General features: G+C 51.4%; 20 protein-coding genes. 19 read left to right on the top strand and 1 reads right to left on the bottom strand.

Annotation, left to right across the window (positions count from 1 at the left end; translation table 11 throughout):
* The first annotated feature begins 62 nt into the window (after positions 1-62).
* The 10 genes from HRU10_08040 to HRU10_07995 all read left to right on the top strand — a co-directional run bounded on the left by HRU10_08040 (position 63) and on the right by HRU10_07995 (position 8,896).
* Positions 63-647: a GAF domain-containing protein gene (locus HRU10_08040; protein NRA27182.1), complete on the top strand. Its 585-nt coding sequence runs from the start codon at positions 63-65 to the stop codon at positions 645-647.
* Complete coding sequence (locus HRU10_08035) at positions 647-2,104, top strand: type II/IV secretion system protein (protein NRA27181.1); 1,458 nt, start codon at positions 647-649, stop codon at positions 2,102-2,104. The genes HRU10_08040 and HRU10_08035 overlap by 1 nt, the downstream gene beginning before the upstream one ends.
* 401 nt (positions 2,105-2,505) lie before the next feature.
* Positions 2,506-2,772, top strand: a complete 267-nt coding sequence (gene rpsO, locus HRU10_08030; protein ID NRA27180.1) for a 30S ribosomal protein S15 — start codon at positions 2,506-2,508, stop codon at positions 2,770-2,772.
* A 112-nt stretch (positions 2,773-2,884) separates the two neighbouring features.
* The gene (locus tag HRU10_08025; protein ID NRA27179.1) at positions 2,885-3,151 is read left to right on the top strand and encodes a type II toxin-antitoxin system Phd/YefM family antitoxin; all 267 of its coding nucleotides are present in this window, start codon (positions 2,885-2,887) and stop codon (positions 3,149-3,151) included.
* The gene (locus tag HRU10_08020; GenBank protein ID NRA27178.1) at positions 3,148-3,558 is read left to right on the top strand and encodes a type II toxin-antitoxin system VapC family toxin; all 411 of its coding nucleotides are present in this window, start codon (positions 3,148-3,150) and stop codon (positions 3,556-3,558) included. The genes HRU10_08025 and HRU10_08020 overlap by 4 nt, the downstream gene beginning before the upstream one ends.
* A gap of 443 nt (positions 3,559-4,001) precedes the next feature.
* Complete coding sequence (locus HRU10_08015) at positions 4,002-6,143, top strand: polyribonucleotide nucleotidyltransferase (GenBank protein ID NRA27177.1); 2,142 nt, start codon at positions 4,002-4,004, stop codon at positions 6,141-6,143.
* Between the two features lie 67 nt (positions 6,144-6,210).
* Positions 6,211-7,026: a 5'/3'-nucleotidase SurE gene (gene surE / locus HRU10_08010; GenBank protein ID NRA27176.1), complete on the top strand. Its 816-nt coding sequence runs from the start codon at positions 6,211-6,213 to the stop codon at positions 7,024-7,026.
* Between the two features lie 27 nt (positions 7,027-7,053).
* Complete coding sequence (locus HRU10_08005; protein ID NRA27175.1) at positions 7,054-8,292, top strand: hypothetical protein; 1,239 nt, start codon at positions 7,054-7,056, stop codon at positions 8,290-8,292.
* 9 nt (positions 8,293-8,301) lie between these two features.
* Positions 8,302-8,658, top strand: a complete 357-nt coding sequence (locus HRU10_08000; protein NRA27174.1) for a hypothetical protein — start codon at positions 8,302-8,304, stop codon at positions 8,656-8,658.
* On the top strand, positions 8,618-8,896 hold the full coding sequence (locus HRU10_07995) for a hypothetical protein (protein NRA27173.1): 279 nt from the start codon (positions 8,618-8,620) through the stop codon (positions 8,894-8,896). Before HRU10_08000 ends, HRU10_07995 begins: the two co-directional genes overlap by 41 nt.
* On the opposite strand, the gene scpB is transcribed toward HRU10_07995, so the two are convergent.
* Positions 8,893-9,552, bottom strand: a complete 660-nt coding sequence (gene scpB / locus HRU10_07990) for an SMC-Scp complex subunit ScpB (protein ID NRA27172.1) — start codon at positions 9,550-9,552, stop codon at positions 8,893-8,895. The genes HRU10_07995 and scpB overlap by 4 nt on opposite strands.
* A 69-nt stretch (positions 9,553-9,621) precedes the next feature.
* Between scpB and ilvD the strand changes: the two genes are divergently transcribed.
* The 9 genes from ilvD (at position 9,622) to HRU10_07945 (ending at position 17,919) form a co-directional block, all read left to right on the top strand.
* Positions 9,622-11,331, top strand: coding sequence for a dihydroxy-acid dehydratase (gene ilvD / locus HRU10_07985; GenBank protein NRA27171.1), 1,710 nt, complete (start codon positions 9,622-9,624; stop codon positions 11,329-11,331).
* Between the two features lie 74 nt (positions 11,332-11,405).
* A complete protein-coding gene (locus HRU10_07980; GenBank protein NRA27170.1) occupies positions 11,406-12,986 on the top strand; it encodes a glucose-6-phosphate isomerase in 1,581 nt (526 codons plus the stop codon).
* A gap of 31 nt (positions 12,987-13,017) precedes the next feature.
* Positions 13,018-13,812, top strand: coding sequence for a hypothetical protein (locus HRU10_07975; GenBank protein NRA27169.1), 795 nt, complete (start codon positions 13,018-13,020; stop codon positions 13,810-13,812).
* 345 nt (positions 13,813-14,157) lie between these two features.
* Positions 14,158-14,823: a dTMP kinase gene (locus HRU10_07970; protein NRA27168.1), complete on the top strand. Its 666-nt coding sequence runs from the start codon at positions 14,158-14,160 to the stop codon at positions 14,821-14,823.
* On the top strand, positions 14,789-15,739 hold the full coding sequence (locus tag HRU10_07965; protein NRA27167.1) for a DNA polymerase III subunit gamma/tau: 951 nt from the start codon (positions 14,789-14,791) through the stop codon (positions 15,737-15,739). Before HRU10_07970 ends, HRU10_07965 begins: the two co-directional genes overlap by 35 nt.
* 19 nt (positions 15,740-15,758) lie before the next feature.
* Positions 15,759-16,205: a type II secretion system major pseudopilin GspG gene (gene gspG, locus HRU10_07960; GenBank protein ID NRA27166.1), complete on the top strand. Its 447-nt coding sequence runs from the start codon at positions 15,759-15,761 to the stop codon at positions 16,203-16,205.
* Positions 16,206-16,219: 14 nt separating this feature from the next.
* On the top strand, positions 16,220-16,729 hold the full coding sequence (locus HRU10_07955) for a type II secretion system protein (protein NRA27165.1): 510 nt from the start codon (positions 16,220-16,222) through the stop codon (positions 16,727-16,729).
* Between the two features lie 2 nt (positions 16,730-16,731).
* Positions 16,732-17,181, top strand: a complete 450-nt coding sequence (locus HRU10_07950) for a prepilin-type N-terminal cleavage/methylation domain-containing protein (GenBank protein ID NRA27164.1) — start codon at positions 16,732-16,734, stop codon at positions 17,179-17,181.
* Positions 17,182-17,919 carry a prepilin-type N-terminal cleavage/methylation domain-containing protein gene (locus HRU10_07945; GenBank protein ID NRA27163.1) on the top strand — a complete coding sequence of 246 codons (738 nt, stop codon included), beginning with the start codon at positions 17,182-17,184 and terminating at the stop codon, positions 17,917-17,919. It abuts the gene before it with no gap.
* Positions 17,920-17,970: the final 51 nt, after the last annotated feature.

The following is a 17,970-nucleotide window of genomic DNA, read 5'->3' as shown; positions in this document are numbered from 1 at the left end:
ATAGACACGATCAACCGCTACAGCCCATCAATACTCAGGTTTGATCTCCGCCATCAGGTCTTATGGGATGGCTGTGGCATGTTTATTATTCTCCATCTCTTTGGAGCAAAGAACCCGAGCGCGAATCCGAATTTCAGAATCGCCGCGAAGCTCTACTCAATCTGCGACTCCCAGCGAACACGGGCATTGTTGGCAAGGTGATTAACACGGGCCAACCCATTACATTTCACGTCGGTGATCATTCGGGTAATGAAGTCGCCAACCTCAGTGCCTCGGCGGGCTTTGATATTTTGGCCATGGCTACAGTCCCCTTGGTCGCGAAAGGACGGGTGATCGGAGCCATCCAGATCATCAATAAAGAACCCTTTGCCTCATCCCAGATTTTCGAAGAGGAAGATATCAACGTCCTCCATGAAGTAGCCGATTACACGGCCACGCTCTTGCAGCGAATGCTCGACCCGGAATTTACAATGAGTGATCGAGATACCGCGCGCTACATCTCTCGTTTCACCAGTACGCCACTCATCGAGGATCGAGCTCAGATTGATGTAGATGATAAGCTGCTCGAGGTGGTTGGGATGACATTGTTCGGGAGACGAAGATTTTTCCCTACAAGCGTGTCTCTCCCTCTACGGTTTCGGTGCTGATGCCTAATCCCTTGGACTACAATAGCCGTGAGGCCTTCCAGAGCGCCATCGAGATGCAGGTCGATGAGGTCTACACTGTGCCCTCTTCCATCCTCAATGACTTGATCGCGGAATACTTTGCCGAAGTTGAAAAGGAAGAAGAAGCTGCCGCACCGACCGATGATACTGAAATCCACGAACTAGCGGATGCTTTAGGCTCTGAGTTTGATAGTGTAGGCACAGAGAGCACTGATGACGACGACCTCGACGATGAAGAAAGCGCCCCCATAATCCAGCTGGCTAACCGCGTCATTGAAGATGCCTATATATCGGGAGCATCCGACATCCATATCGAACCTCAGGAAAACGACCTGATCGTTCGTTATCGTGTCGATGGCGTCTGCCACGAAAAACTAAAGCTCCCCGCAAAACTGTCCGGAGCCTTAGTGGCACGGCTAAAAGTGATGTCTGAGCTCGATATCGCCGAGAAGCGCCTTCCCCAAGACGGCCGGATCGTCTTCAAAAAGTATACCAAGAAAAATATCGATATCGATCTCCGCGTCGCTACAGGCCCCATGAATTTCGGGGAAAAAGTGGTCATGCGTATCCTGGACAAAAGCAAGTCGGCCCTACCCATCACTGCCCTGGGCTTCTCGGATGAAAACCTCGGACGTTACCGCGAATGCATCCGCCAACCCTACGGCATGATTCTCCACTGCGGTCCGACTGGATCGGGAAAGTCGATGACACTCTTCTCGGCTCTTCGGGAAATCGCCACACCGGACATCAATATCCAGACCGCCGAGGATCCCATCGAATACACCATCCCCGGCATTAATCAGATGCAGATGAAAAAGGAGATCGGCCTCACCTTCGCAAGCGCACTGCGCGCCTACCTGCGAATGGACCCCGACATCATCCTTGTGGGCGAGATCCGCGACCAAGAAACAGCAGAAATTGCCGTCGAAGCCGCACTGACTGGCCACCTACTGCTTTCCACACTTCACACCAACGACGCACCGAGCACCGTCGCACGTTTTACCGATATGGGCATCGAGCCCTTCATGATTTCGTCATCGATGTTGGTCGTCTGCGCCCAGCGCCTCATGCGACGCGTGTGTAAACACTGCCAAGAAGCCTATATGCCGGAGGGCAACGAAGCCGAGATTCTACAAAATGCTATCGGCTGGGTCGGTGAAGCCTTCCGCGCTAAGGAAGGGGGCTGCTCCAAATGCGGCGGCTCAGGCATGAAAGGCCGCGTCGGCATCCACGAATTGATGCAAAATAACGAGGACTTAACTAAGGCGATCAATCTCGGAAAAGAGACCGCCACCATCAAGCGAATCGCCATGCGCTCCGGCATGAAAACATTGCACCAAGATGCCATGCTCAAAGTAAAGGAAGGCGTCACAACAGTCCTCGAAGGCGTCTCAACTGTCCCACCCGACATGATCAGACTCGACGGTGACGACGAATAAGTTCAGACTACTAGCAGATCCAATTCAGAAAACCCAGCGGTGAGGTGCAACCATAGGTGCGGGACATACTGATGGTTAGCAGGGTGATCGCGAAAGCGATTGCCTTCGTGCGGATCAAAATTCAAGTCAAGCAATGGCAGTCGCCACCACCCTACGCTTCTAATCTGAGCTCAAAATCAGTTTTCCTAGATCTAGTCACACACCCAGGGTTGAAATTGGGGCTGTTTGGCCTTGATTTGCGTTTTCCTCTAAGTTTTGATGATCTTTTGCGCAAGAGGGCGTTGGAGACAACTCCCCTCCTCAGCTCCTCGATTTTCGAGGTTAAGCGGCGAGATTGGCTTCGGCTTATTTCGCGATTGGGAAGGCTCTCAATCCAAAGGCTGTGCACTCAAAAATATCATATGTCACACTATCTCGATAAAGATAATATCATCAACGACTACAAGGTCCATGACTCCGACACAGGGTCATGCGAAGTGCAGATTGCGCTCCTCAGCGCACGCATCAACCATTTGACCGAACACCTGCGGACGCACCGCAAAGATTATCACTCACGCCGAGGGCTGATCAAAATGACCAGCCGCCGCCGTAAGCTCCTCGACTACCTTAAGCGCCACAACCTAGAGAAATACGCTGAAATTATCCAGCGTCTCGGTCTACGCCGCTAGTTGAACAATATATTTTCAATCAAACTGCTGTGTCTTCGGAACAGCGGTTTTTTTGTGGTCATTGATCAGGTCGTTTCTTGCAATTTCTGGCTAGATAGCTAGATTATTCTAGATGAAATTAGTTAAATTATATGATGCCAAGAATCGGTTTTCTGAAATCTGTGCAGAACTTGAACGGACCGGAGAAACGGTTGTGGTGACCAAACGTGGAAAGCCCGTGGCTAGGTTAGTTCCAGCTGATAAGTTGATTCAACAGAGGCCCACAAGTGTCTGGGACACCGTCCAGGAAAGTAAAGCATGCTACGGTCCCATCGAAGACGAATTCGAACTACCAGTTCGCGACCCTGAAGCCAATAGACCCTCTCCGTTCGAAAAGTGATCACCCATCTTTTAGACACGTCTGTCTACAGCCAGAGACTTCAACCAAGGCCTGTCGATAGCGTAATGGAAAGATGGAGTAATTTAGGAGATAGTAGTCTGAGCATTTCATCTATTTGTGAAGCGGAGTTAGTCTATGGTCTGGAGAAAAAGTCATCTGCACGGCTATGGAAAGAGTATCACCAATATCTTGAAAATAGATTAATCATTTTCCCGATCGACACGGAGACGTCTCATTGTTTTGCCACGATAAAAGCGGAAACACAAAAAGCTGGAAATACCGTAGCTGATTTCGATTTGCTCATTGCGGCCACTGCCATCACCCGCCGCTTGAAGCTGGCAACTCTGAATTATCAACATTTCGAAAAAGTCCCTAGGCTCGACGCAGAAGACTGGAGTACATACTAAATCTGACTGATAGCTGGGTATGGATGAATCACCGAGAAACTCTGATCTGAGCTTAAACCCAGAGAGTATTAGCAACTGCCATTGCTTCGCTTGAGCTTTGATCCGCACGAAGGCAATCGCTCTCGCGATCAACCTACTAAACATCAGTATGCCCCCCTCCACTTGCCACACCCTGATTAGTCGCCTTTAGATGACTGAGCTTGACCTCTGCACACCCTAGTCCAGCTTTCCCAAAGTACATTCATACTGAATGAGCAATTAAACAACCCAACATACACACTCACACTCGATACGATCAAAGATACGGCAAGGGTCCCCGACCCTGATTTATGCAGGATCTCTTAATCTTAAATGTGTGCTTTCTTTTCTGATAAGCCCACTTTTGTGATTAAGACGTTCTGAATCGCCCGCTTGTTCAGATTCGGACGGTGTGTTCTTTATATATGAAACAAGAGCATAATATCCTCATTGAGGAACTCGGCATTGAGATCTCGACAGGCACCCTTGCAAATCTCGCTTCTGGTGCGGTCACTATAACTAAAGGAGAAACATCCGTCTTTGTCTCGGCGACTGCGGCATCGTCTGTTCGCGAGGGACAGGACTTCTTCCCTTTGACGGTCGACTACCGCGAAAAATTCTATGCCGCCGGTCGCTTTCCGGGTGGCTTCATCAAGCGCGAAGGCCGCCCTTCTGAGAAGGAAATTCTCACCAGCCGCCTGTGCGACCGTCCACTGCGACCGCTTTTCCCAAAGGGTTTCCTTAACGAAGTGCAGGTCATCGGCCTCCTTCTCTCCACCGACAAGGTGAATGAATCGGATGTCCTCATGGTAAATGGTGCATCTGCGGCCATGATGATCTCTGACATCCCTTGGAACGGTCCCGTTGGCTGCGTCCGCGTCGGACTCATCGATGATGAATTTGTGGTCAATCCCAACCACGAGCAAATGTTCGATTCCGAGCTCGATCTGATCTACGTCGGCAACGAAAAGGAGATGATGATGATTGAGGGATCTGCTGACCAAATCCCTGAGGATAAGTTCTGTGACGCCCTTGAGTTTGCTCACGAAGCCATTCAACCACTCATCAAAGCACAAAAAGAACTCCGTGAACAATTTGGGAAAGCTAAGGCCGAGTTCCCGCTCGTAAAGGTCGATGAGCAGGTTTACGAAATCTGCAAAAAGGTAGCTGGAGACAAGCTCAAGGAAGCAGTTACCGTGGATAACTACCCCGAGCGCAAACAGCTCGTTTCAGCGATACAAAGTGCCGCTGCTGACAGCGTTAAATCTGAAGTCGGTGAAGACGCGTTCAATCCAAACCAAGTCGGCATGGCTTTCGAAGTCCTGCAAGAAGAGCTCTATCGTGATTTGATTCTCGCAGAGCAAAAGCGTGTAGATGGACGTGCACCTGCTGATCTACGGGAGATCTCTTGCCAAACAGATGTGCTCAAACGCGTCCATGGCTCTGCAATCTTCAAGCGTGGTGAGACACAGTCGCTGGTCGTTGCGACCCTGGGCACCGCTAAAGATGCCCAAGAGCTCGACGGCCTGACTGGCGGATCGAAGGAAAAATCTTTCATCCTCCACTACAACTTCCCTCCGTATTCAACGGGTGAAACAGGCCGCTTTATTGGCCCAGGTCGTCGCGAGATCGGGCACGGGGCCTTGGCTGAGCGTTCGCTGCTCCCAGTTATCCCGGCAGAAGACGAATTTCCTTACACGATCCGGATCGTCTCTGACATTATGAGCTCGAACGGCTCGACTTCGATGGCCTCGATATGCGGGGGCACCTTGTCTCTCATGGACGCAGGTGTGCCAATCATAGCGCCGGTGGCAGGCATCTCAGCTGGAATGATTTCCAAAAGTGATGGAGAAAGCATCACCGACTACACCATCCTGACCGATATACTCGGTGCAGAAGACCACTTCGGCGACATGGACTTCAAAGTCGCTGGGACGCGCGAAGGTGTAACTGGTTTCCAACTGGATCTTAAGATCCAGGGACTCCCCTTCTCTATCGCCCGCGGGGCGGTGAAGCAGGCAACCGAAGCGCGCCACAAGATCCTCGATGTTATGGAAGCCGAGATCGGCACACCGCGTACCGAGCTCAATCCCAATGCGCCTCGGATCACTACGATTCAGATTGATCCTGAAAAAATTGGTGCCCTCATCGGACCTGGCGGCAAAAACATTCGCCGCATCGTGGAAATCTCGGGTGCCGAAATCAATATCAACGAAGACAACTCAGGCCGTGTGGACGTCTATGCCACAACAGGTGACGCCATGCAGCGCGCACTCGACGAGATCAATCTCTCAACAGGCGAGATCGAGGTGGGCAAGACCTACCGTGGCGTTGTCCGCTCGGTCAAAGACTTCGGAGCATTCGTCGAATGCCTACCTGGCAAAGAAGGCTTGGTGCACATCTCAGAGCTGGCAGATTTTCGAGTCCGCAAGACAGAGGATGTGTGTCGCCTAGGCGACGAGATCGTAGTCAAATGCATCGGCATTGACGACAAGGGTCGCGTAAAGCTGAGCCGTAAGGCAGCCATGGCAGAAGCCGAGGCAGCCGAAGAAGGTAAAAGCGTATAAGCAACAGATTATTAAAATGACGCACAGGGGATGGATACCACCATCCCCTGTTTTTATATAATCGCATATGACACGCCCCATCGCACTTGTTACAAACGACGATAGCATCGTCTCTCCGTTGCTTACGCCTCTCGTTGAAATGGCTTCGACAATATGTGATGTTTACGTAGTGGTCCCGGCTAGTGAACAGAGCTGGATCGGGCGGGCATTCTCGCGGCATCATGGGATTGAGGTAAAGCGTATAGACAAATTCAATGTCCCAACATGGACGATTTCAGGCACGCCTTCAGATTGCGCGAATATTGGCATCCACAATCTCCTGCCACAGAAACCCGACATCGTGCTTTCAGGCATAAACATTGGGTATAACGCGACCTCGACGTTCATTTATAGTTCGGGTACTGTCGCAGGAGCTCTTGAGGGTGCCTTCCATTCGATTCCATCCATTGCCTTCAGCAAATTGCTGCCCGAGGCTTCGTATCACTCTATAACAGAGTCACACCGCATTGAAGACTCAGATGTGATCGCAGGCATAGAGATAGACCGTGGATACATCCCACGACTGATCGAATCCGCTATGGAAGCGGGCCCATGTTTTGGTCGAGTGTGGAACGTGAATTTTCCCGAATTTACTCACCAAGATTCACCGTTTCGCTACACCCAGCCCGCTGCTGTGAAACCGTTTTCGTTTTTTAAGGTCGATGCTGATGGCCATGCTTCGTTCCATTTCAGCACACGCGACAAGGAAGATTTACCAGAAGACTCTGATATCGCCTGCATACGGCGCGGAGCAATCAGTGTTTCTGCTCTAGATTTTTCTCACCTCTCACCCGCTCATCCTACCGATTCATCTGATCCTCTAAACTTGCACCTGTTATCCTGACAGTTATTTCCTACTGTTATTTTTTTGATGATGACGCCTTCACAAATCCTTCGGACCTCCCTTCTACTGACCTGGGTCCTTGCCCTACAGACAATCAACGCACAGAGCAGCACCAGTACCTATGAAGGAACTTGGAAAGCTGAATTCTCAGGCGATGTCCGCGCTTACATCATTTTAAAAGATAAGGGCGCCGCTTCTTACTTTTCAAATTTAGATAAAACGAGCCAGGTCCACAATGCCTCCTGGTCGCTCAATACCACCACGAGCGAAGTTACGATACAATCGTTGCACGGAGATCGGTTCACAATTTCGCGCGGCATCAACGCTTTTATGGTCAATTGGGATCGCCCCTCGGAAGTTCCCCTCTCAGGCACACTTGTCCTCGTGCCTCCATCAGAGGTGGGTAAATGGACCCTGCCTCCAGACGAGGCCCGCCGACGCTTCACGACACTCACTGAAGCTGAAGGATTTTTTGGAAACTGGGAAATTACCGATGCCGATGGCTCGCCTTTCTTCAAATTGGTCATTGAGGATAATCGCAACGCGGCTGCATCTTATTTCGGCTCTTTTAAAAGCTCCAAAGGCCTGCGTGGGCTCTGGCAAAAAAGAGGTGACGAGCTCCACATAACTTGGGATTCGGGGCACTACTCCATTATTCGTGAATTCCCTGACCGCTATGAGTCCGTATTTTTCCAACCCGATGAGGATTTAAACAGTGACTCCTCTGGCGTGACCGGTTTGGCGCGCCGCATCGACCGCACAGCCTCTGGGCCCTGGCTGACCCGTTATGAGCAGACTAAAAGTGATTATTCAACTTCAGTCGGAGTATTTCGCAAACGCAGTAACGCTCGAGGATTTTTCCGCGGAAAATGGGACGTTCGCTCTCCAGATGGTTCCAACAAAGAAACTATCGATTTTGGTATGTTCCAAGACATCGATTCCGACCGCGAGGGGGGCATGGATGGCTCATGGCGCGTGCGTGGAGACTTAGCCTATATTACCTGGGAGGATTCGCTAAGGGCTGTCGTGCGCCCAGTAGATAACCGCTTTGTGATATCCATCTTTAAGCCTGAACAGGCTTTGGATGGCACTCCCTACAAGCTGTTCCCACTCATCCCTCACGATCTTGAAAAACTCGACAAATACGTTGAGCTGCGGGGCGAAGCAACAGAACGACTGCGTGATTACTTAGAAACCGAGCGGCGGCGTGCTATTGAACGCCGAGAGGATGGAGACGGCTGGTTCAATTTTTGGCCGTTTAATTAACCGAGTCGCATGAGCGCAGACTTGGGGCACATTATTTATGTGTTCTCACGCATTTTCCCATTCTCGGTAACCCGCAACGGAATGCAGGCAACAAGGGGGATCCTGGCATTAGACTGGGACAGTTTTTCTGCAGCCTTAGAGGATACGCCCGTCGGAAACAACAGCTGTGGCATGCTTCCATTCTTTGGACCAGAGATCAGCCCACGGCGGAATGCCTCAGGCCCCACCCGCTTTGGCGGCGACACATCTTTCCAAAACGCGGAAAACCCTACAGCCGACGTCCGCGCCTGCGTTGAAGGGCAGTTTCTTAATATGAAACTTCAATCTGGACACACTCCACCTCACTGGGGGAGCCGGCGCAAATGAGACGATCGCACAGGTAGCCGCCGATGTCTTTCAAGCGCGCGTCGAGCATCTTCAAATCACCAGCTCTGTCGCCCTCGGGGCTGCCCTTCGCGCAGCTGTCGCGACTGGATACGCGCTCCAGGGCCTTCAAGACAGCTTTTTCCAGTCAAATCATGCAATCGGAATCTCGCCAAACAAAGCTGCTGCTCCAATTTATCGCGAGGCCCTCAAGGCTTTCAAAATCAACTTAAAGATCTAAATTCCTAAACCCACGTCGTTATCCGTCACCTTTTCCGGATTCTGCGCAGCGCGGATCCATTCGTTAAGTTGACCGGGTGACACCACATCACTCGCGGGCAACTCCTCCAAAGACTTGATCCCGGTGAATTCGAGGAATTTAGGCGTCGTTCCATATTGGATGGGTCGTCCAGGAAGCTCGGCTCGCCCAACTGCAAGGATTAACTCCAGGTCCAAAAGCCGGTGCAAAGCACTGTCGATCGATACACCCCGGATGGTCTCCATTTCAGAGCGCGTCACCGGCTGACGATACGCAATGATCGCCAATGTTTCCATCGCGGCGGGGCTCAGCTTCAGAGGCCGGGGTTGATCACGCAATAGACGTATCCACTCGCTATAGTCTGGAGCAACGGCAAAGCGATAGCCTTCGGGACCCTCGATAACACGAAAAACAGAACCATCTTCTAAATACTTAGCCCGGATCGCATCAATCGTCTCCCTGACCTGGGCTCCAGTCAGCATCGTTGGCACCTGAGGAGAGTCATCATCAATTTGTTCAGCATCCTCCGCGCGCTCTTCATGGTATCGCGCGAGCACGCGTTGAATACGGTCTACGGAAAGAGACTCCGAGGTAGACAAGAGCAGGGCCTGAAGCAGATTCTGGATGTTAAAATCCATAATTAAATATTGTCGCTACATTATCTTCCCATTGTTCTCAAGGATTTCGCTGAAAAACCCAAGCTACGAATAAGTAACGTGAGTACCACAGATCCCAAGCGCCCCTATTCTTCAATTGTCGTTGATGGTAACGATCGAGCCCCTGCTCGTTCAATGCTCCGCGCGACTGGTTTTACCGACGAAGACTTTAAAAAACCTCAAGTAGCCGTCGCAAGCACATGGAGCGACCTCACTCCGTGCAATATGCACATCAAAGATTTAGCCGAGCACGCCCGAACTGGCATTGAGGCAGGCGGCGGGAAACCCATTACTTTCGGAACGATCACGGTGAGTGATGGTATCTCGATGGGAACGAAGGGCATGCGCTACAGCTTGGTTTCTCGAGAAGTGATTGCCGATTCAATCGAGACCGTCGTGGCCGCTGAAGGGTTTGACGGGTTGGTGGCGATTGGCGGTTGTGACAAAAACATGCCCGGCTGCATGATCGCTATTGCCCGGCTCAATCGACCTTCGGTTTTTGTCTATGGCGGGACAATCCTACCGGGATTCCACAAAGAAAAGGCCGTCGATATCGTATCGATTTTCGAGGCTGTCGGTCAGCATGCACGCGGCGACATCGACGACGCTGAACTCAAAGAAGTAGAAGAAAACTGCATCCCTGGAGCTGGATCCTGCGGGGGCATGTATACAGCAAACTCCATGGCGAGCACCATCGAAGCACTGGGCATGTCCCTACCCGGTAGCAGCGCGCAGCTTGCCGTCTCTAAAGACAAACGCGCCGACTGCGAAAAAGCGGGTGCAGCGGTCGTAGCTCAGATCGAGAAAGGCATCCGCCCACGCGATATTCTCACGAAGAAAGCCTTTGAGAACGCCATTACCGTCGGCATCGCATTGGGTGGTTCAACAAATATCGTCCTCCACCTACTGGCCATTGCTCATGCTGCAGAAGTCGACATCACCATTGATGCGTTTAAAGAGATTGGTGAACGCATACCACTCATGTGTGACGTAAAGCCCTTTGGTCGCTACAACATGAGCCACCTCATCCGCATTGGAGGCATCCGCCCGTTGATGAAAGACTTACTCGATCGTGGATTGCTTCACGGAGACTGTCTCACCTGCACCGGACAAACACTCGCTGAGTCCCTAGCCGATGTGCAGCCTTACCCTACATTTCCGTCAGAGCAGGACATGGTACATCCGTTTGAGAAACCAATTAAGTCGAGTTCACACCTAAGGATTTTGTCTGGCAACCTCGCCCCCACTGGAGCCGTCGGTAAGATTACTGGCAAAGAAGGACTCTACTTCAAAGGCACTGCAAAGGTTTACGAGGGTGAGGAAGATGCTCTGCATGGCATCTTACGTGGCGATGTTGTTTCTGGTGATGTCGTCGTCATCCGCAATGAAGGACCCGTCGGTGGCCCCGGAATGCGAGAAATGCTCTCCCCCACCAGTGCTGTCGCTGGACGAGGCCTTATCAAAGAAGTTGCGCTCATTACCGATGGGCGCTTCTCCGGAGGCAGTCATGGCTTCGACGTTGGCCACATCACACCAGAGGCCGCCAACGGAGGTCCCATCGGAATCGTGAAAAGCGGCGACACCATTGAAATCGACGCCGTCAAAAACACGATTTCTCTGCTTATCTCTGACGAGGAGTACATAGCACGCATGGACGCCTACACCGGTAAGGGCAGCCCTGAAAAGCGAGGCATTTTGGCGAAATATGCCAAGACAGTCGCCTCGGCATCAGAAGGTGCTGTAACCGACAAGCATTTATAAAAGCCACTTTCTCGGAACTCCACAGCCGATCCCAAAATCCAACTGACACAGATCAAAACCAACCCAACTAGAACATGACCTGGGAACGCTTCCAAAAGGAGTATCACTACAACAGCAAACTCGATTTCGCCATCGACACGTCTCGGATGGACTACCCGGATGGCTTCTTCCAGCAAATTGAACCTCTCTGGAAGAAGGCAATAGCCGACATGTCCGCACTCGAAAAGGGCGCCATCGCTAATCCTGATGAAGGCCGTCAAGTCGGCCATTACTGGCTCCGCGATGCTGCACTCGCGCCAGATAACGAGACTGCAAATGACATTACCTCGACCCTCGAGCGCATCAAAGATCTCGCAGCGCGTGTCCACTCTGGAGACTTATCTGGTTCTGCAGGACCCTTTGCTCAAATTCTCGTTATAGGAATTGGAGGATCGGCTCTCGGGCCACAGTTCGTCGAACAAGCTCTCGGTCACCCAGCAACCGATAAGTTAGGCGTGTATTTCTTCGATAACACAGATCCTGACGGCATAGATCTAACGCTTTCGCGCCTCCAGGGAAAACTGGGCAATACCCTCTCTTTGGTTATATCGAAGTCTGGAGGCACTCCGGAAACGCGCAATGGCATGCTTGAAGCGCAGGCTGCGTATACTGCCGCCGGGTTGGATTTTTCTAAGCATGCCATCGCTATTACTGGCACCGGTTCAAAGCTCGACAATGTAGCCGAGTCTGAAGGATGGATCGAGCGCTTCCCGATGTGGGACTGGGTCGGTGGCCGCACGTCAGAACTCGGGCCTGTTGGACTCATTCCAGCAGCGTTGCAGGGTGTCGATATCGACGGCCTTCTCGATGGTGCACAAGCGATGGACACCGTAACACGCACCCCTGAGCTCACCGACAACCCGGCTGGCCTGATGGCTGCGATGTGGTATCACGCCACAGATGGCAAGGGTGCCAAAGACATGGTGATTCTCCCGTATAAGGATCGCCTCATGCTCTTTTCCAAATACCTCCAGCAATTGGTTATGGAGTCACTTGGCAAGGAGAAGGACCTGGACGGTAACGTCGTTAACCAGGGGATCGCAGTCTATGGCAATAAAGGCTCAACGGACCAGCATGCCTACGTTCAACAGCTCAGGGAAGGCGTTGCCAATTTCTACGCCGTGTTCATCGAAGTTTTGAAAGACCGCGCGGGTGAGAGCATCGAAGTAGACCCTGGCATCCGATCCGGAGACTATCTCCATGGTTTTCTTTTGGGCACACGTGACGCACTCTATGAAACCGGCCGTCAGTCTATCACGCTCACCATTACGGAGGTGAATGCCTTTACTGTGGGCATGCTAATTGCCCTATTTGAACGGGCTGTAGGATATTATGCATCGTTCGTAAACATTAATGCTTACCACCAACCAGGTGTAGAAGCCGGCAAAAAAGCAGCCGCATCGGTCCTCGATATTCAACAAAACGTTATGAAACATCTCCCGATATCAAAGGATGAGGCCATTCCAGCAGAGGAAATAGCCAAATCAGCCGACCTTACAGATAATTGTGAAATTATTTTCAAAATATTGAACAGATTAGCACAAAATCCGTATAGTGGGGTAACAGACGCGAAAAATAAATCTCCTCAAGACACGAAGTTTTACAGAAAACGGTAAAACATACCCTCTTCCCATCGAATTCTACCCCATGAAAGTATTATCCACGATATTCACCGTCGTTGCTATTTTAGCTGCCGGTGGCGCCGCTACAGTTCACCTTATCAACAAGGATAAATTGGTTGTGCTCGACAATCAGTTGGCACAGGTATCGACAGAGTTAGACACGGTCAAAAGTGATCTCAATGTGTCGGTGGCTGAGGCACGCAAGAATGAGCAACTGCTCAAAAACGTGCGGGCAGAATTAGCTGACGCGAAGTCGCAGAATACCAAGATCCAACGTGAACTGCTGGAGACGCGGACACTTGCTAATGAGCGGGCTACCATGGTTCAGTCGAATGCTCAGACCGTGACGACTCTCAAGCAAGAGACCGAACGCCTGCGTCAAGAGCTACTCAAGCGCGCCCCTCAAAGGGAGGTGCAACAAGTTGACTCAGCGAGTGCAGCCGAAATCGCGGAGTATCAGTCAAAAATCAGTGAGTTGGAAGCTACGATCACCACTCTCCGGACAAAACTAGCAGTCTCGGGACAATCTGAGACCATCCTTGCAGGGAACAACCTCGGAGACCCTATGAATTTGTCCCCAGATGGTGTCGCATCAGAAATTGCAAAGATTGATACCACGTCTGGGTTTATTGTGCTGAACACCGGGATTGGATCGGGAATCCAAGACTCGGAAACCTACACACTTACAAAAGCAGGCTATACATTAGCTCGTATTATCGTTTCGAACGTGACCCCAGATTTCACGGTCGCTAAGATTTTACCCGATGTTGGGATCCCAAATAGCTTGCGCAGCGGCGATTCAGTCTTAGTCCAAAGATAATGCGGAAAAATCTTACCAAAATTGTGCTTATTGCTCTGGCTGCTCTATCGATCCTGGGGTTCACAGGATGCTTCGACGCCTCTGAAGACGATTCACTTATACCGTGGAGCCGTCCCGCAGACTTCGAGAATCGCGGACCTGGTTTTGGTCCTGGTAGCACCTACTAAATAAACAAATCCACTTACTTTTATAGCAACACCTCTGGAAAAAATCCGGGGGTGTTTTTGTATCTACTCATCAATGACAGCGAAAGCCTAGGTGCCAAATCGGCATAATTCAATTAGCTCTGGGTTTATCGACCTTCTCCTTTACATCCTTTCCTCCTCAGGATACATCTCCGAACACATGTCTACTGAAATCGAAGACTCAGCATCACGCGGAATATTCATATCGTTCGAGGGCGCCGAAGGCTCCGGAAAATCGACCCAAATTAGTCGGATAGCCAGGCTCTTTGAGAAGTCTGGAGAGGAAACGATCGTCACCCGAGAGCCAGGCGGCACGGAGATCGGAGAGGAGATCCGCCACCTCCTCAAACACAGCGTTATCGGACGCAACATGTGCTCGGAAACTGAGCTTCTTTTGTTCGCAGCAGCACGCGCCCAACTCGTCCGCGAAACAATTCTCCCCGCCCTTGAGGACGGAAAAACGATTCTGAGTGACCGCTTTCTCGACTCGACCACAGTGTATCAGGGAGTGGCACGGCAGCTTTCTGAGGATCCGGTAAAGGTAATCAATGAATTTGCTGTGGGCAGTATCGTTCCGGACCTAACCATCATCCTAGACGTCCCGCCAGAAGTAAGTATCCGCCGAGTCCGGACGCGGAAAACCGACATGCCAGACCGCATGGAGGAAGAAAGTATCGAATTCTACAAGCTAGTCCGCGAAGGCTATCTGGTGCTATCCAAAGAAATACCTGAGCGCTTTGTTGTTTTCGACGGCACGATGGGTGAAGACGCAGTCGAAGCTGCGATCTGGGATGAAATCTGCCAACGCTTTGCCTCTCAAGATTGAAGATTCTCGCGCGTTCAAGGTATTAGACCGCGCGCGAGCTTCGCAACGCCTCGGACAGGCACTACTACTCTATGGAGAGAGCCTGCAGACACTCGAGGCTACTGCCCTTACGGTGGCGCACGATCTTCTCGGTGGAAATCCTGGGCAAACTGCTCTCGATCATCCCGACTGCTTCACACTGCGTGCCGCAAACAAAATGCGACAAATTAATGCCGCAGACACACGCGAACTGATCCGCAACCTGCAACATTCATCCAACCAAGGAGGAGCGAAAGTGGCCCTTGTTTACGAGGCAGAGCGCATGCACACGTCGAGTGCTAACGCTTTTCTGAAGACCCTCGAAGAGCCCCCGGCAGGCACCTACATCTTTCTCCTGAGTGTGCGCCCCTACGATTTGTTAGACACCATACGAAGTAGATGCCAGTTCTTCCGTGTTCCCACTCAAGAACCGGCTGTAAATTCTGAGGAATGGCAGCACTGGTTAGAGCAATATGGCAATTGGATCCAAGGCGTCGTCGAGCTCAATGCCCGCGATAACGATGCGGTCACCCGAGCCACTCTGGGCGTTTATAGTCTAGTTTATCAGTTTGAGGGCATCCTCAGCTCTCTGGCTAGCACAGCTTGGCAACAACAAGAGGACCAATTGGATACAGACACCCTCACCTCCGAGCAACTTGCTGCTATGGAAACCGGCACACACAAGGCCCTGCGTCAGAAACTCTTGAAAGAAATCGAGATCCAAACCCGCACAACTGGCTACAGCCTACTGGATACTTATCCTCAAAAAATGACCGCTCTCCACCGCTCAGTGTCCGCCCTTGAGCACGCGACTGGGTTGCTCGAAGTGAATTTAAAGGAAACAACCGCACTCGAGACGTTTCTTCTCCAATCACTTCGCTTCTGGACTGCGAATTAATTCGCCCAAAAATTTCCCCATGAACTCCTTAAATTCCTCTCATTTAAAATTTAACAGAAAGCGCGGCTTCACTCTCGTAGAAATCGTTTTGGTCCTCGCTCTCATCGGAATCCTTCTCGGTGTATTGCTCCAAAACACCGGTAACATCTTGGGAACCAGTAAAGAAGATGGAGCCAAAATATGGGTGGATGCCACAGTCTCTGTGCCGCTTGTGCGTTATAACAAGGATATCGGAAATTATCCCAGCACGGAAGACGGCCTAAAGGCTTTGGTAACAGCCCCATCAGGAAAAGAAGGCCGTTGGCGCGGTCCCTATCTCGACAAAATTCCTGAAGACCCATTTGGCAACCCCTACCAATACGCCTTTCCAGGAAAGCAAAATGCTCGCAGCTACGATGTCTGGTCCATGGGAGCCGATGGTAAGTCAGGCACAGCTGACGATATAGGCAACTGGAGCACCGAATAGCTCCCTACAGAATCTTGGCTATGCCACGCGGCTTTACTCTCGTTGAGATTCTGCTGGTCTTCGCGCTGGTGGGCATCGCTATCGCGTTGACACTGATGAGTTTTAGTACTTTCGATGCCGACTGGGAAAGCGAGCCTCCAGAAAAGCTCCTCATCCGAGCTGTTAAGTCCGCGCGTCTCGCAGCCATCAAACAACGGGATTGGACTTATCTTCGTTATGACGCCACTGAGCAGGCATTCATCATTGAGAATAAATCGGGAAGCAGCTTGGACGTAGTTGCGCTCGACCGTCCCATCTCAGCAGATAGGGACAACCTACAGATTATTTTTCAGAAGCGCGCAGCAGAGACAATCGGAAGCTTCCCAGTGCGTCTCGATTTCGGCGAAACCGTATTCAACCGTATCGCATTCAGCCCACAGCGAGTCAGCGCCCCTTTCTCCGCGCGCATACTCGACGGCGACATCGATCTCACAATTGAGATAGATGCATTTTCCGCCCTACCCAAAGAGCCTCTGCCGAACTAATCATGCGCACTGTCGGCTTTTCCCTTTTCGAAGTATTGCTCGCTCTGGCGATCCTTGGCATTGCCATCGCAGCGCTCGCCCAGGCCTTGGTAAACAGCGTCGTCGCGGTCAAATCCCTTGAATCAGCCGACATCCTCTATAGCGACATAGAATTCACACTGCGCCAAGCATTGCTAGTCACGGATCGAGAGCAATTTATTGATGGAGGTAATGTCCGCCTGCCCGATGACACCGACGCTGTTTGGAGTGCAGAAATCGAAGACACACGGACCCTAGACCTCTTCAAGGTCCGCTTCCAAGTCGCGCTTCCCAGGACGGAAGAACGACCCGAATTTGAGGACAGCTTCACCTTCTATCTCCAACGCAGTGGCTGGATGGAGGCCATAGATCGAGCATCACTCCTCACTGAAAAGAAGGAAGCACGCGAAGCCGAGCGTTTCAGTTTTCGTTAAATGCGAAATTCCCCGGGAACAGTTCAAGCACTCAACTGCGAAACTCAGCCGCCTGTTCATACCCAGGTCAAAGGTGTGCGATCAAGGACTTCTATTCCACAGCCGGGCTTCACCTTCATCGAAGTGCTACTCGCCATAGCGATCTCGGCGATGATCCTTGCAGCTTTATCAGCCTTCACGGTTTCAATGGGTCAGCTCTATGCGCGCGAGACTTTCCTCAATGCCCGAGACGAACATGTCGCCGGTGTGCGCAGTTTCTTGCGGCAGTCGCTTACCGAAGCTGAATCAGCAAGAGAGAACCAGTCTATCGCATGGACCGCACTACCAGGCCAGAACGAGAACGAACGCCGGTTCCTACGTTTTTATCTCAGCCAGCCTACTCCGCTGCTTAACTACGGATCGACCTATCCTGCAGGGATTGACTGTTACCTCGACTTACGTGATCCGCGTGAGTTCGACCTTTACTGGCGACCCGATTTGTTACCAGCAGATGAAATTACATCCGCAGACCCTGGGTTTTTGAAATTTCGCCTGTCCGACTTCCTGGAGAAGGTCGAATACCTCACGTTCATAACCGATGAAGAACGTTGGGAGCGACAGCCAGAACCCGAAGAAAACGATGGGGGCCAACCTGTGCTCCCCGATTATATTGTGTTCTCGTTCAAAATGTTGGATGAATCGCTAAAGAGCATTCGCATACCGCTACCCGCGAGAAATCAACACCCCTTGCTCCCATGATAACAATCTCGACCGGGCAGAATCGTTGTAGTCGCGCCTCAGCTACGAGAC

This window comes from Opitutales bacterium, assembly GCA_013215165.1.
GTDB lineage: Bacteria > Verrucomicrobiota > Verrucomicrobiia > Opitutales > JABSRG01 > JABSRG01.
This window is presented reverse-complemented; position numbering and strand designations above follow the sequence as displayed.